A 15704-nucleotide genomic window follows, 5' to 3' on the forward strand; every position below is an offset into this window, starting at 1 on the left:
TCGCTCCGTCAGGGTCGCCACAGTTCGATGGCGGCGGGTTTGCTCGCGCGGTCGAGCTTCATCTTGACGTCGAGCACGAGGCCGCTCTCCTCGCGCAGCAGGCCCTGCACAAGAGCCCAGCCTCCGGCGAGATACTGATCGTGCGACACGGCCAACACCACCGCGTCGGCTGGGCGCAGCGCCTCGATCGCCGTCAGGCCGATGCCATACTCCTCGTGCACCGCCGCTGCATCGGCGAGGGGATCGGCGATCTGCACCTCGACGCCGAACGACTGCAGTTCGCTGATGATGTCGATCACCCGCGAATTGCGGATGTCCGGCACATTCTCCTTGAACGTCATGCCGAGAATGGTGACGACGCCCCCCCGGCCCTTCCGCCGCAGCAATCCGCGAATGCATTCGCGCGCAATGCGCCGGCCCATCTCGTCGTTGATGCGGCGGCCCGCCAGGATGACCTCAGGATGGTAGCCCGCCTTCTCGGCGCGATAGGTGAGGTAATAGGGATCGACGCCGATGCAGTGACCGCCGACGAGGCCGGGCGTGAAGGGCAGGAAGTTCCACTTGGTGGCGGCGGCTGCGAGCACGTCGCCGGTATCGATCTCAAGCGCCTGGAAGATCAGCGACAGCTCGTTCATGAAGGCGATATTGAGATCGCGCTGGGTGTTCTCGATCACCTTCGCCGCCTCGGCGACCTTGATCGAGGGCGCACGATGAATGCCGGCCGTGACGACCGAGCCATAGACGGCCGCCACGATCTCGAGCGTCTGCGGGTTCTGTGCCGAGACGACCTTGGTGATGGTCTCGAAGCGATGCGTCTTGTCACCGGGATTGATGCGCTCCGGCGAATAGCCGACGTTGAAATCGGCCCCCGCCTTCAGGCCCGAGCAGCTCTCCAGCAACGGGACGCAGTCTTCCTCGACGGCGCCCGGGTAGACGGTCGACTCATAGACGACGATGTCGCCGTGCTTCAGAACGGCGCCAACGGCGCGCGTCGCGGCCAGCATGGCGCCCAGATCGGGCCGACGTGCGCTGTCGATCGGGGTCGGAACCGTGACGATGAAGAAATCGGCAGTCTCGATATCGGCCGGCTCGCTGGTGAAGCGCAGGCCCGGCCGCCGCAGATCGCCCGCATCGACCTCGCAGGTCCGATCCCTGGCGTCCTTCAGCTCTGCGACGCGGGCCGCATCGATATCGAACCCGATCGCCGGGCAGCCTGTCCGCGCGAACGCAGCCGCGACCGGCAGGCCGACATAGCCAAGGCCTATCACCGCAATCTTCCGGCCATGAGACATAAATTGATATTCCGGTCGTTTCGGAGGCCATTGACGCCACCCCTGCGACTGTTTAGCCACCGGGGCATCAGGACCGCAAGGGGCGGCTACGGCTCCCCTTACCCGGGGTCCGGCCCTGCCAGGACGGGCGTTGCGCGTATCGCACTCGGCTTGGACCGTTTCAACCAAGAGCGAAGCCAGCCTGGCATGCGTGCGTTTTTGATTCTTCTCCTCCGGATCGTGGTGTCGCTGGCTCTGCTGTATCTCGCTCTGCGCGGGATCAACTTTGCGGCGATCCGCGAGCGGCTCAGTCAGATCAACATCGGCTGGATCGGGCTGGCGGTGGCCATCACGCTGGTGCAGATCTTCATCGGCGCCCTGCGGTGGCGCGAGATCTCCGCGCTGTGCGGCGCGCCGCTGACGGACATGCAGGCGTTCCGCTACAACATGATCGGCGCCTTCTTCAATCAGACCCTGCCGTCTTCGATCGGCGGCGACGCCGTGCGGCTGTGGCTGATCGGGCGCACCGGCGCCGGCTGGCGCGCAGCCAGCTACTCGATCCTGACCGACCGCGCCGTCGGCTTCATCGCGCTGGCGCTGATCATCGTCGCGAGCCTGCCGTGGAGCTATGGCATGATCGCCGACCAGCACGGGCGCCTGGCCCTGGTGCTGGTCGACGCCGCCGCACTGGCGGCCGGCGTCGGCTTCCTCACCATCGGCCATCTGCCGGCGGCGTGGATGAAGGCGTGGTGGCCGACGCGCCACGTCTATGCCTGCTCGGTGATCGCGAACAGGGTAATCTTCGGCCGGAGCACGGCTGCGAAGATCGCCGTGTTGTCGCTGTCGATTCACGTGCTCGCCGTCGTCATCGCCTGGTGCGCGGTGCGCTCCATCGCGGCGCCAGCCGCATTCGAACAACTGTTCCTGCTGACCCCGCCGATCATGCTGATCACGATGCTGCCGATCTCGATCGCTGGTTGGGGCGTCCGCGAGGCGACGATGATGGTCGCATTCGGCTATGCCGGGCTTGCGCCGGCCGACGGCACCGTGGTCTCGATCCTGTTCGGCGCGGTCTACTTCATCGTCGGCGGCATGGGCGGCCTCGTGTGGATTCTCAGCGCAGAAAAGGGCGCAGGCCGCCTCGCCGTTCCCGCGACGGTCGAAGACTGACCTGGATCATGATGCGATTCCACGGAATCGCATCATGATCTCATCTCTTTGTTTGAGCATGATCTTTTCGGAAAACCGGTTTCCACTTTTCCGGATCATGCTCTAGGCGGCGCGCGCCCATTCGTCGTGCCAAGCCTGCGCCATCAGCACGTTCCAAAGCCAGTAGGAATGATTGTGGCGGCGGCTGAGATGCTCGTCGAACATGCGCGTCACTCGCACCGGATCGAACAGACCCTGCCGCCTCAGCCGCTCCGGCGACAGCAGGTCCGAGGCCCATGATTTCAACGGCCCACGCAGCCACGCGTCGAGGGGAATGCTGAAGCCCGTCTTCGGCCGATCGATCATCTCAGCCGGCACGTGGCGATACAGCACCTGTCGTACCAACCATTTGCCGCGACCGTCCCGCACCTTCATGCCGGAAGGAACCTTGGCTGAAAACTCGACGACGTCCTTGTCGAGGAACGGCACGCGCGTCTCCAACGCCACCGCCATCGCCGCGCGATCCACCTTCTGCAGGATGTCGTCGCTGAGATAGCTGAGGGAGTCTGCCAGGGTCATGCGGTCGAGCGGGTCGAGCTGTGCCGCAAGCTGCCGCATCTCGTTCCCTGCCCAACTTTCCTGCTCCATGCCGCCCACCACCGTCCCGGCCGGATCCTGATCGATCGAGCACAGCGCCCGGTAGAGACCATCAAAGCCGTCGGCGGCAATGACGCGGCCGAGCTTGGCCGCCTGATCGCCGGCATGCCGAACCTTCAATCGGGCCGGCAACACCGGCTGCAGCGCCCTGAGAACCGTATCGGCCGGCTCTGGGGCGATCGCACCGAGAACGGCACCAATCGCACGCCGCAGCGGCATCGGCACGCGACCAAGGCGCGCCTGCAGCGCGCCGCCCCAGACATGCCTGTTGTAGCCGCCGAACAGCTCGTCGCCCGCGTCACCTGACAATGCGACAGTCACATGCCGGCGCGCGAGCTGCGCGACCAGATGCGTCGGGATCTGCGAGGAGTCGGCGAACGGCTCGTCATAGATCCGCGGCAGCTTGGGCACCACGTCCATCGCGGTCCGCGCATCGACATAGAGCTCGGTGTGATCGGTGCCGAGATGCTGCGCGACGTTGCGCGCGTCCTCGGCCTCGTTGTAGCCGCCTTCGGCGAAGCCGATGCTGAAGGTGCGCACAGGCTGGCCCGCCTGCGCCTGCATCAGGGCGACAATCGTCGACGAATCGACGCCGCCGGACAGGAACGCGCCGAGCGGCACGTCCGACAAGCACTGTCGCTTCACGGCCACCGACAGCAGCTGCTCCAGCCGTTCGACCGCCTCGCCCTCGTCGGCAATGCGATCGTCCTGAGCGGCGGCGACACGATCGCGCAGCGACCAATAGGGTTGCGGCAGCGGCCAGCCGCCAGGAGCCGCATCCGCGGGGAAGCTCACGAACGACGCCGGGGGCAGCTTGCGTATGCCGGTCCAGATCGTGGCGGGCGCCGGCACGTAGGAATAGCGCATGAACGCCGTGAGCGCCGCTCGGTCGAGCGACGGCGCCCAGGAGGGATGCGCCGCCAGCGCCTTGAGCTCGGAGCCGAACACCAGATCAGAGTTGCTCCAGCCGTAGAACAGCGGCTTTTCGCCGAAGCGGTCGCGTGCCAGGATCAATTGCCGAGTCTCGGCGTCCCACAGCCCGAAGACGAACATGCCGATCAGGCGCTGAAGCGTCGGTCGAACGCCCCATCGGCTGATCGCGGCGAGCAGCGTTTCGGTATCGGAATGACCGCGCCAATTCCGCGCGTCGCCACCGGCCTCCAGCTCGGCACGGACATCGAGATGGTTGTAGATCTCGCCGTTGAAGGTGACGGTGTAGCGCCCGCAGGCACTGTGCATCGGCTGCGCCCCGGCCTCGGAGAGATCGAGGATCGCCAGACGGCGATGTCCGAAGGCGAGGCCCCTCGCAGCGCTGATCCAACTGCCGGACGCATCTGGCCCCCGATGCGCCAGCGCCGTCGTCATGCGATCAATGATTCCGGTCAGTTGGGCCTCGTCGGCTCCGCCGGGGCGAAGCAGGCCGGCTATGCCGCACATGGTGCCATCTCCGCCACCCCGTCCCCCATCTGCATGGCTCAGTGGCCCTCGACGGCGTCGCGCAGCAACTCCGTCTCATGATTGGCCAGGAAACCGAGGCTCGGACGGCTGGTGCCGTAGTAATAGGGCAGCCCCAGCGTACGCCTCCAGCGCGACAACAGTCCTGCGCCATCGTGATCGCCTTCGAATTCAGCCAACCGACCGTCGGCGATGGCCAGGACCTCATCGGCCGTGTGGCGGATGTCGTCCGCCGAGTTGGTCTCCGGATGCGCACCGCTCCGGCCCAGCACGGCCGCATCGAACACGCGCCAGCGCCAGGGCGACGTCGTCAGTTGATGCTGCGTCAGCACGGTGCCGTCTGCTAGCCTGACGGGCTTGAGGGCAAAACGGACGTTGCTGTTCCACAGCTGGGCGTCGGTCGTGATCGCATTCACGATCGCACAAGGAATTCCGAAACTGACAGCGACATTCGTCAACCCGGACGTCGTCCCAATGAATGCGTGGGCATGGCGAATCAGGTGGATGTCCATCAGCTCCGATCTGAATTCGCTCAGCGCGTAATCGATCGTGCGAGCCATCGGCGGAAGCCTCGGCGAGTTCGGACCACCGAGCTTGATGACCCATCCGCCATGGGTGGTGATCAGACGAATGGCGTCCAAAGACGTCTCGATCGGCGCATTGCGATGGGTCTGCCCTGTGCCCATGAACTCGAAATAGTGCGCAGCGTCCCGCGTGTGCAGGCACACATACCAGTCGTCGGGCTTCATGCCGTGGCTGGAACGGAACGCGTCGAAGCCAGCCGCTGCGGCGGCCGCACTCCGATCGTAGGCGTCACGCAGCGGATGCCCTCTTCCCTCGCGCTCCCATTGTTCGATGGCGATCGCACCGGCGTCCTGCCAAGGTACGACCCGCCCGTCCGGCAGCCTGAACGCGTTGAAATTCAACCCGTACCAGCGCTGCAAGGACAGCAGTTCTTCACCCAGTCGCTCCGATACGGTTTCACCGATCACCACGACCTTGCCGAAACTTTCAAACAGCTTGAAGAAGACCGCATTGGCGATGCTGTCGGGGCGGACGACGATCACGGCTTCGCCTGACCACCAGCCCAGCTCTCGCATGCGAAACAGGATGTCGAGCATGCCCAGATGGCCGATCTGCGTCGCCCATTCCTCAGGAACGAGCCGCAGCGCATCCAGGGTCACGCCGAGCCGGTCGAGCAGCCGCCTCAACTCATCAGAAAGCGGTGGCGGCGATGCCCGGAGTTCCTGCTGCACGTTCAAAGCCCGCTCGTACAAGCGAATTGCAATCTCGCCGCGACCGACATGCATCACGCGCTGGCCCGTGAAGTTGCACAGGTCGAACAGCCGGCCGCGAGCCCCGCAGAGGAAATCGAGGCTGTTCGGGAAGTAACGCGGTGAATTCCGAGCCGCGATGTTCTGGTGGGGACGGAAAAAATGCAGGCTGCTCCGACACGCCCAGAACATCGCATCGAGCGCCGCCGCTTCATCCCCTTCGATGAGGTCGACCATGGCCTTGTAGAAGGCGAGATCGACCATCGCCTCGAGCTGTTCGGGCTTCGCTCCTGCCGCGGCGTCGCGCGCCTCCGAAAACTCGCCCAGCTCGAACAAGGATCGAACCAGCGCGTATCTGGTCTCCGCGTCATCGGACGCCAAGGCATCGCGGCCGACCATGCCGGCGGCCTCGCGATAGGCACCGATGCTGCTCAGGGCTCGAAGCGAGGCAGCGGGGAAATGGCGGCTGAGAGCCGTCGAAAAACGAAACTCCGGCCGAGTTGCAAGATATGACGTCACATAGGGAAAATACGCCTGAGCCAGGCGCCGCCTGAGCGGAAGTCTCGCGGCGAAGGCGATCACCAGACCAAGGAACACCACGCGTCGCGGCAGCAGATTGAGGGTCGCCCCGACTATGACAAAGACCTGGTAGACAAACCGTCGGCGCCCGCCGCGCATCGGCCTTCGCTTTTGCAGTTTCATACGACCAAGTTCCACACAACCTTGAAATCCCCGATTCCGCGCGTTCGGATCAAGGCAGAGCTTGGACGACCGGCCGTTCAAGTCGCCTGCGCTGCGCGCCCGGGATCACTTCTCGGGATGAGGACAGCACGCTCGCCGGGTCGGATGCGAGATTCCCCCAAGGAGACATCGCCCCGCAAATGCCAACCAGGGATTGAACCGTTTGGATCGCACCTATAACAGAGGTGTCGGGAATTTTCCAAGCCGAACATGGGGATGAACGCGAGCAAACCTAAGAGGGAGGAGAATTCAGAAATTCCGGCATCCAACCGCACCTGGTCACATCGCCCCTGATGGCAGGGAGACGTCGACGTCTCGGACGAACCGGCATGGCGCCGGCGTCGCCTTTTGCTGAAATCCCGCACAATCATTTGCCGTCGGGAAATGCCCGTTTGAAGGCCGCCGTCTTGACGATCTCGCGAGCAAGATGGCTCGTAAAGACCTGAGCGCCCTGCCGATCCAAATGGCCGCCGCCGTCAATCGTCGTCAGGCCATCGAATGGCGGCGCGATCAGCTCGATGTTCAATTCTTTCGCCAGTTCCGCGGCCTGCTGGACGCAAGACTGGCTATGCGGGACCAATGTGAGCACGACCTGTCCGCCCACCTCATTGAGAAATCTCTTCGCATAGTCGACAATCGCGGGGGTCGTATGGCAGTCAGGATTGCGGGCCGACAGCATCGGCTTGTTGCCCAAGGCGACGTAGCCCGGATTGGCATCCAGCGCCATGTCACCATCAGTGATGTTGCGATAGAGGCCGGTGGGCGAGAAATAGCCATTCTGATACGCCGCAACCAAGTCCTCGATACGCCAGTGCAAATTGCGGCCGATCACCGTCAGGTACCCCCGCATTCGATTGCGCTGGACGGCGGCAATGGGCTGTTTCTGCGGACCAAGAGTGACGTTGAGATCGTTGCTGAAAAAGTGCACGAACTGATCGTCGGCATTGATGATCCACAGACGCGGACGGATTTTCCAACGTTGGATCACGAGCCGCGAGAACTCACCGCCGCGAATGCCCACGAAGGCCATGTTGTAGATCCCCAATCGACCGAGCACCGGCGATTGCGCGAGCGTCTGCCGGTCCACGGCATAGCTGACGAAGGACGGACCAAGAAAGACAATGTCAGCCCGCTTGGCGGCTTCGACCGATCCTCCGAGGTTGCTGTAGAAGATATCCTGGTCCTGGATCTGCGGAATGCTGCGGCCTCCGAAATCACGATACCAGTTGGTGTCGCCTTGGCGCGGAATCTGCAGCACTCCATCGCGCAACGTCCACACGTCGGACGAGAACAGCGACAAACCGAGCGAAAACGCGAACGCGGCCGCCAGGCCCACAATTCCGACTGCGATGAGATAGCGCCCGAATCCACCCGGTTCAGCTGACTTTTCCGGTGCAGACCGGCCGACTGTCGACATGACGCAATTCCCGCTCGATAGGTTGTCTCGGTGGGTGTCGTGGCAGCTGCTTTCGGCTTCGACAACGAGAGTCTAGACACGACGTCAGCCGGTGGAACAGAGGGTTTCCCGCTCCTCCCCAGTTTGCTTTGCGCGCGAGAGCGCAGACCTATCGGGATGTCATCTGCATGGCCCATAGAGGGTTTCCTCGCCGCTGCGATCATCGGCGAGAGTGATTGCGCGAAACCCCATCATGGCGTCGTCGGATTGGCGTCGTTGGTCAGATTTTCGAGCTGCCATAGCAGAAGAATCATTGATCGAAAAGGGCCCGCCCTTTTCGAGAGGCCGGCCGCACGTCGCTGCCGTCAGGAGGCGGCATCCCCCGAAATTCGCAGCGGGAGAGGTGCACCCAACTTGGCAGCGCCCTCAATCATTGATAAAGCAACGCAATATGCAGCAACATCAAGAAACTTGTTATGCTTTTCACGCAGTTTGAGTTTCTGTTCCTGTTCCTGCCGGTGACCCTGGTCGGCTATTTTCTGCTGGCTCGCTTTTTCGCCGCCCCCGTCGTGCGCCTCAGCTGGCTCACCGCGGCGTCGCTCACCTTCTACAGCTATTGGGACATTCACTTCGTCCCGATCATCCTGGTCTCCATCGTCTTCAATTATACGATGGGTCTGCTGATTGCCGGACAGACCGGAAAGCTCCGCACTGGCCTGTTTTCAGCTGCCATCACGCTCAACCTGGCTGCGCTCGCGTTCTACAAATACACGAATTTCGGCATCCAGATCCTCAATGCGATCACCGCGTCGAAACACCCCTCGCTCGCGATCGTTCTCCCGCTCGGCATTTCGTTTTTTACCTTCACCCAGATCGCCTACCTCGCCGACGTCTACGGGGGGTATTCCGATGAGCGAAGCTTCGTGAAATACGGCCTGTTCGTCACGTATTTCCCGCATCTGGTCGCCGGCCCGATCCTCCATCACCGCGAGATGATGCCGCAATTCGGCTCGGAGGAGAGCCGAAGGATTTCGCTCGAAAAAGTCGCGGTCGGCCTCACGATTCTGACCATTGGGCTATTCAAGAAGTCGTTCATCGCGGATGGGTTCGGCCTGATCGCGAATCCCGTGTTCCAGGCCGCCAATTCGAGCCACCTTCACCTGATCGACGCCTGGGGCGGCGCGCTCGCCTACTCGCTGCAGATCTACTTCGATTTCTCAGGCTACTCGGACATGGCGATCGGCATCTCGATCATGTTCGGGATCCGGCTGCCCTTCAACTTCGATTCCCCCTACAAGTCGCTGAGCATCGTCGAATTCTGGCGCCGTTGGCATATCTCGCTGTCGCGCTTCCTGCGCGACTATCTCTACATCCCGCTTGGCGGCAACCGCTACGGCGAGCACCGGAGAAACGCCAACCTCTTCGCCACCATGCTGCTCGGCGGTCTCTGGCACGGCGCCGGCTTCACCTTTATCATCTGGGGCGCCCTGCACGGGCTGTTTCTGATCGTCAATCATCGCTGGAGCAAATTCGTCGCGCAGCGACCGGCCCTCACCCGCCTGTCGGCGACCGCCTGGTATGCGGTGGCGGCTCTATTGTTGACACAGTTCGTCGTGGTTCTGGCATGGGTTTTCTTCCGGGCCGACAATCCGAATGCCGCGGTCAGGCTGATCAAGGGGATGCTCGCCCTGTCCAACCCGGAGAAGATCACGGCAACGAACCTCGTCGATCCGCGCGTCATGATCGCGATCCTGGCAGGCTATGTCGCCTGTTTCACCCTGCCCAACGTGAACACAATGTTCGAGCGTTGGAAGGTCGGGCTGGAAACCTACCACAACCCTCGTCCCTGGAGCATTCTGAACCTGAAGTGGCGACCGTCCTTGCCGTGGGCAATCGGAACTTCCATCGCGCTCGTGGCGGCAGTTCTGATGAACATCATTGCCGGAGACACCTCGCAGTTCCTCTACTTCCAATTCTGAACGAGCCGGGCGTGGCAAGCGACGGGCCTCGAGCCCTCGCCACCGACATTCTGGCTTAGTGAACGCAGAAGGGCCGTCGATCGCGCCGATCCTGCTGAGGAATCCGAATATGTTCTCGTCGAAGCTGTCCAGGCAGGCGGCGTGGCGCTGGCGCATCATCCGCTTGCGGCAACCACGCCAAGCTATTAGCCTGATTCTAGCGCAATCAACTCCCAGCACGACGCGGATTGCGAGCCAAACTCGCTAACTCCCGAAGCACAATCATCAAGGCGGGCTCGAACTTTGGCGCGGTATCTTGCGATCGTAGTGGCGCTGTTTGCTGTCGTTTTCCTGCCGCTGCTGGCTGTTTTCGAATGGGCCGGCTGGCGATTGGGCGCGACCGTTCCGCTCTCCATGATTGCAGCCCAGCAATCGCGCACAGAACGGCTGGTCTGGCTCGGCACCTTCAAGGACTATGCACCCTACAAGCTCGAACGAATCAAACAGGTCCGTCCTGAGGTTCTGCTGGTAGGAAGTTCGCGGTGCGGTCAGGCGCGCGAGCAGATGTTCCGCCCCTATGTGACCTACAATGCGTGCCTGACGGCTTGGCCTCTCACGCACGTTGTGGACTTTGTCGATCGCGCAACCACGGTGGCGAAGCCGCGCGTAGTCGTCGTAGCGCTGGACTACTTCCTGTTTGGCGATTTCCTCGCTGACGTCTGGCGGAAAGAACGCACGATGGACTTCGCCCAGGGCATCGATTCGCATCGGCGGAAGCTGCACGACGTCGCAGACTTCGTCACGCGGGCCCACGGCGACCTCGATGCAATCCGTTCGGCCATGATGACGCCGCAGCTCGAGCCTGTTGACAACAACAGGCTGATAGGAACAGAGGCGATCCGTGGCAAGTTCGGGTTCCGCAAGGATGGTTCCGTCATGGTCGCGCCACCCTACCGGAATGCAGCAGCCGAAACCTTGGCGCGCGGCGCTCAATACGTCACCTCCTCGTTTCCGGGCGCGCCCCATCTCAGCGAACGCGAATTTGGCGAGATCGAGCGGCTGTCTCGGCTGTCCCGCGAGCGCGGGTTCTCGGTGATTGCAGTCCAGTATCCGCTCCTGGAGAGCGCTGCCGCCTTTCTCGACACCGATGAGGCCTATTGGCCCTATTCCGGACTCTGGCGCGAGATCAGGAGTCCACAGACCGTCGAAAGATTTGCGCAGCTAGGCATTCAGTTCTTCGACATGAGCCGCACCGAGATATCGCGCGATGCCGGCAACTTCTTCGATCCCGCGCATCCTTCGGAACGGGGCATGCTCAAGACCTACCTCGCACTGCTGGACCGCCCCGAGTTCAGCAAGCTGTTTCCGCTGATCGACCGCAGCGCGTTGACGGCCGATCTTGAAAAAGGACAAGGTGAACAGTTCGACCTCTATCACTGAGACGTCCTGCGAGAGACTGGCGTCCCCGAGGCTTTTCCGCGTGGCCCGCCGACCAGCGCAACGCAGTCCGTCTCTCGCCGGAGCATTCTTGGATCCATCCTTCGCCTGATTCGTCTGCACAGCGCCGAGCATTGCCGTGAAGGACGATGAGCTCTCCGGAAGCCGCATTCCGACGCGACCACACAACCGCAAGCTAACAGGACTGTTTGTGCTGCTGCGCACACCTGATAAAGAGACCATTGGAAATGATCGGCCGCCGGCCCCTCCATCGCTCCGATCTCGGGGTCGCGCTTGTTTTTTTCGCAACGAAATCAATGTCGGGCATGAAAGATGCAGATCGGAACGGGATTCGCGGTGCAGATGTGCCGGGCGACAGCGACGCTTTGCATCGGAGTTCTTCGGCCGGCGAATGACACGCTGGCCGGATGTCCTACCTCAGCCCGATCGAGCCGGAGGTGAATTCCTTGGATCAGGTGATCGATATGAGTGAGATGGATCTGGCCTGCCAGACTGTTCGCGCCTCTTGTGACTCCGGGGAGACGATTGCGTTCGTGTCCGGCAACTTCAACGTCGTGCACCCCGGACATCTACGGCTCTTGAAGTTCGCCGCCGAGCAGGCCGACGTGCTGGTCGTGGGCGTCAATCCCGATTCGACGCCCGGCGTGACCCTGGCGCAGGACATGCGCCTCGAAAATGTGCGTTCCATCGCCTTTGTGCACCATGCCGTGCGCTTGGATACGTCGGCGTCCGACTTCATCGCGCATCTGAAGCCGACCGTCGTCGTCAAGGGCAAGGAGTTCGAGGATCGCGCCAATCCCGAGCAGGAGGCCGTGGACGTCTATGGCGGGCGGCTGATCTTCTCGTCCGGTGAGTTGCGCTTTGCGTCGCTGTCGCTGCTGGAACGCGACGCCAACATCGACATCTCCACGGTTCGCAAACCGCAGGAATTTCCCAAGCGCCACGGCTTCGAGATCACGAATCTGAAGGATCTGCTCCGCAAGCTCTCCGGCATGCGGGTCGCCGTCATCGGCGACCTGATCGTCGACGAATATGTCACCTGCGATGCGGTCGGCATGTCCCAGGAGGATCCGACCATCGTGGTGACGCCGCTGATGACCCGCACCTTCGTCGGCGGTGCCGGCGCGGTTGCGGCGCATGCCCATGGCCTCGGCGCGGACGTGAAGTTCTTCACGCTCGTCGGCGACGACGAGGCGGCGCGATTCGCGCGCAACACGCTGGAACAGCATGGCGTCAACTTCAACGCCTTCACCGACCAGAGCCGGCCGACCACGCGCAAACAGCGTTTTCGCGCGCTCAACAAGACGTTGCTGCGGGTCAACCATCTGCGCCAGCACGCCTCGGACGCCGACCTGCAGCGGCAAATGCTGACATCGGTCGAGCGTGCCTTGAAGACCTGCGATCTGCTGCTGTTCTCCTGCTTCAACTATGGCTGCCTGCCGCAGGATCTGGTCGACGCGATCGCGGATCGCGCCCGCGCACAGGGCGTGATGATGGCGGCCGACAGCCAGGTGTCCTCGCAGACCGGCGACGTCTCCCGCTTCAAGGGCATGACCCTGCTGACGCCGACCGAGCGCGAGGCGCGCGTCGCGCTGAACGACTTCATCTCGGGCCTCGCCGTGATCAGCGAGCGGCTGGTCGAGCGGGCCCGCACCAAGAATCTGGTGATCACGCTCGGCGCCGAAGGCGCGCTGATCAACACCTTGGCGGATGGCACCTTCACCTCGGACCGGCTGCCGGCGTTCAATCCGTCACCGAAGGACGTGTCCGGCGCCGGCGATAGCTTCTTCATGGCCTGCTCGATGGGCCTGCGCGCGGGCGCCGATATCTGGCGGGCCTCCTATCTCGGATCGCTGGCGGCCGCCCTCCAGGTCTCCCGCGTCGGCAACCTGCCGTTGACGACGGCGGAGCTGGTGCGGGAAATCGACGAGACCGGGTTCAGCCAGGAGTAGGATATCGTCATGCGTGCCCTCCTGCTCGCGGCGGGGATCGGAAGCCGGCTGCGCCCGCTGACCAATACGACGCCGAAATGCCTGGTGCGTGTGCACGACCGGCCATTGCTGGACTACTGGCTCGATCTCGTGTTCGAAGGCGGCATCGAGCGCGCGCTGCTCAACACACACTGGCTCGCCGAACAGGTGCGCGTGCACGTGGCGCAATCGCGCTGGCGGGACCGCATCGATCTCGTTCACGAAGATGAACTGCTCGGGACGGGCGGCACCGTGCTTGCCAACCGCGCCTGGTTCGGCGACCAGCCCTTCCTCGTGGCTCACGCCGACAATCTGACGGATTTCGACGTCGCGGGGCTGCTCTCCGCCCATCGCAACCGCCCTGATGGCTGCATCATGACGATGCTCGCGTTCCGCACCGATGATCCGAGCTCGTGTGGGATTCTCGAGCTGGACGATCAGCACAGGGTGATCGCCTTCCACGAGAAGGTCAAGAATCCGCCTGGGAACCTCGCCAATGGCGCGGTCTACGTGTTCGATCCTGCCGTCATCACCGACATCGCCGCGTTGGGAAAGCCGATCGTCGATCTCTCCACCGAAATCATCCCCAACTATCTCGGACGCATTTTGTGCGTGGAAACCAGCGGTTATCATCGGGATATCGGTACCCCGGAAAGCTTGCGCCGGGCCCATTTGGAGTTTAATCACGAACCGCGCCGTGGCGGGGACGTCTGACGGGCGGCTTGCGCCGCCGGGCTGGTCGCCTTCCCTAGCCAATTTGTATAAAGGTGCGCGCGACGCGCCAGCCGGCGACACGACAGGCGAGCCACGGGGATTGCTCAGATGAAGATATTCGTGACCGGAGCGTGCGGCTACAAGGGCAGCGTGCTCGTGCCGAAGCTCTTGAAGGCCGGCCACAAGGTGGTCGCGTTCGACATCATGTGGTTCGGCAATTTCCTCGAGCCGCATCCGGATCTCACTGTCGTCCAGGGCGACGTCCGCAATCCCGACGCGATCGACCTGACCGGGGTCGACGCCATCATCCATCTCTCCAGCGTTGCCAACGACCCCTGCGGCGATCTCGACCCCAAGCTGACCTGGGAGATCTCCTGCCTCGCCACGATGCAGCTCGCCGACCGCGCCTATCGCCACGGCATCAAGCGCTTCATCTACGCGTCCTCCGGCAGCGTCTACGGCGTGAAGGAAGAGGAGCAGGTCACCGAGGACCTCGAGCTGCTGCCGATCTCCGAGTACAACAAGACCAAGATGTGCGGCGAGCGCATCGTGCTGTCCTACAAGGACGACATGGTGGTGCAGATCGTCCGTCCCGCGACCGTGTGCGGCTACTCTCCGCGCCAGCGGCTCGACGTCTCCGTCAACATGCTGACGATGCAGGCGCTGATGAACGGCCGCATCACCGTGTTCGGCGGCGACCAGACCCGGCCGAACATCCACATCGACGACATCACCGACCTTTATCTCTTCCTGCTCGATCATCCTGAGCACACCGGGATCTATAATGCGGGCTTCGAGAACATCTCGATCCTCGACATCGCCAATCTGGTCACCAAGCACGTGCCGGCTGAGGTCATCGTGACGCCCTCGAACGACCCGCGCAGCTATCGCGTCAACTCCGATCGCCTGCTCGCGACCGGCTTCCGCCCGAAGAAGACGGTGGAGGACGCGATCAAGGAAATCATCGGCATGTACTCGCAGGGCCAGCTCAAGAACGACGATCGCTGGTACAATCTGAAATGGATGGAGAAGGAGGTCGTGAAATGAACGTCCTGGCCTTCAAGACCCCCGGCAGCCTGTTCGCCGACTACACCAGCCGCTTCAGCACCGTGCTGAAGGATTTCGACTGGAGCCCGGTCGAGAAGCTCGCCTATGATCTGCGCGACTGCTGGCAGACCGGCCGGCAGGTGTTCTTCTGCGGCAATGGCGGCAGCGGCGGCAACGCCAACCACCTCGCCAACGATTTCCTCTACGCGCTCTCGAAGACGCCGGGCTCGGGTCTGCGCGTGCACTCGCTGTCGTCGAACCCATCCGTGATCACCTGCCTCGCCAATGACGAAGGCTATGACCAGGTGTTCTCGCTGCAGCTCGCGGTGCTCGCGCGCAAGGGCGACGTGCTGATCACCTTCTCCGGCTCCGGCAACTCGCCGAACATCCTGAGGGCGCTGGAAGAAGGCAAGAAGATCGGCATGACCAGCTATGCCGTGCTGGGCTTTTCCGGCGGCAAGGCCAAGGCGCTCGCCGACGTGCCGATCCATTTCGCGGTCGACGACATGCAGATCGCCGAGGACGCGCAGATGGTGATCGGCCACATGATCATGCAGTGGCTGTACGCCCAGCGCGGCGACATCATCACGACGCGCGAGGTCTGACGGACAGGG

General features: G+C 62.9%; 11 protein-coding genes. 7 read left to right on the forward strand and 4 right to left on the reverse strand.

The window, feature by feature from the left end; genetic code table 11:
• Positions 1–8: 8 nt before the first annotated feature.
• Entirely contained in the window at positions 9–1292 is a 1284-nt protein-coding gene (locus QX124_RS28600; RefSeq protein ID WP_315798929.1) for a nucleotide sugar dehydrogenase, read from the reverse strand.
• Between the two features lie 186 nt (positions 1293–1478).
• Here QX124_RS28600 and QX124_RS28605 point away from each other — a divergent pair, with 186 nt between their 5' ends.
• Positions 1479–2441, forward strand: coding sequence for a lysylphosphatidylglycerol synthase transmembrane domain-containing protein (locus QX124_RS28605; RefSeq protein ID WP_315798930.1), 963 nt, complete (start codon positions 1479–1481; stop codon positions 2439–2441).
• A gap of 102 nt (positions 2442–2543) precedes the next feature.
• Here the strand turns inward: QX124_RS28605 and asnB are convergent, their stop codons facing one another.
• The 3 genes from asnB to QX124_RS28620 all read right to left on the reverse strand — a co-directional run bounded on the left by asnB (position 2544) and on the right by QX124_RS28620 (position 7964).
• Positions 2544–4514: an asparagine synthase (glutamine-hydrolyzing) gene (asnB, locus tag QX124_RS28610; RefSeq protein WP_315798931.1), complete on the reverse strand. Its 1971-nt coding sequence runs from the start codon at positions 4512–4514 to the stop codon at positions 2544–2546.
• A 38-nt stretch (positions 4515–4552) separates the two neighbouring features.
• Positions 4553–6508: a TIGR04372 family glycosyltransferase gene (locus QX124_RS28615; RefSeq protein WP_315798932.1), complete on the reverse strand. Its 1956-nt coding sequence runs from the start codon at positions 6506–6508 to the stop codon at positions 4553–4555.
• A 406-nt stretch (positions 6509–6914) separates the two neighbouring features.
• Positions 6915–7964: a hypothetical protein gene (locus QX124_RS28620; protein WP_315777126.1), complete on the reverse strand. Its 1050-nt coding sequence runs from the start codon at positions 7962–7964 to the stop codon at positions 6915–6917.
• Between the two features lie 455 nt (positions 7965–8419).
• Between QX124_RS28620 and QX124_RS28625 the strand changes: the two genes are divergently transcribed.
• The 6 genes from QX124_RS28625 to QX124_RS28650 all read left to right on the forward strand — a co-directional run bounded on the left by QX124_RS28625 (position 8420) and on the right by QX124_RS28650 (position 15695).
• Positions 8420–9922 (forward strand): MBOAT family protein, encoded by a 1503-nt coding sequence (locus QX124_RS28625; RefSeq protein ID WP_315738893.1) that lies wholly within the window; start codon positions 8420–8422, stop codon positions 9920–9922.
• A gap of 306 nt (positions 9923–10228) precedes the next feature.
• Positions 10229–11341 (forward strand): hypothetical protein, encoded by a 1113-nt coding sequence (locus QX124_RS28630; protein WP_315798933.1) that lies wholly within the window; start codon positions 10229–10231, stop codon positions 11339–11341.
• Positions 11342–11823: 482 nt separating this feature from the next.
• A complete protein-coding gene (locus QX124_RS28635; protein ID WP_409997764.1) occupies positions 11824–13311 on the forward strand; it encodes a PfkB family carbohydrate kinase in 1488 nt (495 codons plus the stop codon).
• 9 nt (positions 13312–13320) lie between these two features.
• On the forward strand, positions 13321–14043 hold the full coding sequence (locus QX124_RS28640; protein WP_315798934.1) for a nucleotidyltransferase family protein: 723 nt from the start codon (positions 13321–13323) through the stop codon (positions 14041–14043).
• A gap of 108 nt (positions 14044–14151) precedes the next feature.
• Positions 14152–15090 (forward strand): SDR family oxidoreductase, encoded by a 939-nt coding sequence (locus QX124_RS28645; protein WP_315738896.1) that lies wholly within the window; start codon positions 14152–14154, stop codon positions 15088–15090.
• Entirely contained in the window at positions 15087–15695 is a 609-nt protein-coding gene (locus QX124_RS28650) for an SIS domain-containing protein (protein WP_315798935.1), read from the forward strand. The genes QX124_RS28645 and QX124_RS28650 overlap by 4 nt, the downstream gene beginning before the upstream one ends.
• Positions 15696–15704: the final 9 nt, after the last annotated feature.

The sequence above is a fragment of the Bradyrhizobium sp. SZCCHNRI3043 genome (assembly GCF_032377735.1).
In the GTDB taxonomy this organism is placed as follows: Bacteria; Pseudomonadota; Alphaproteobacteria; order Rhizobiales; family Xanthobacteraceae; genus Bradyrhizobium.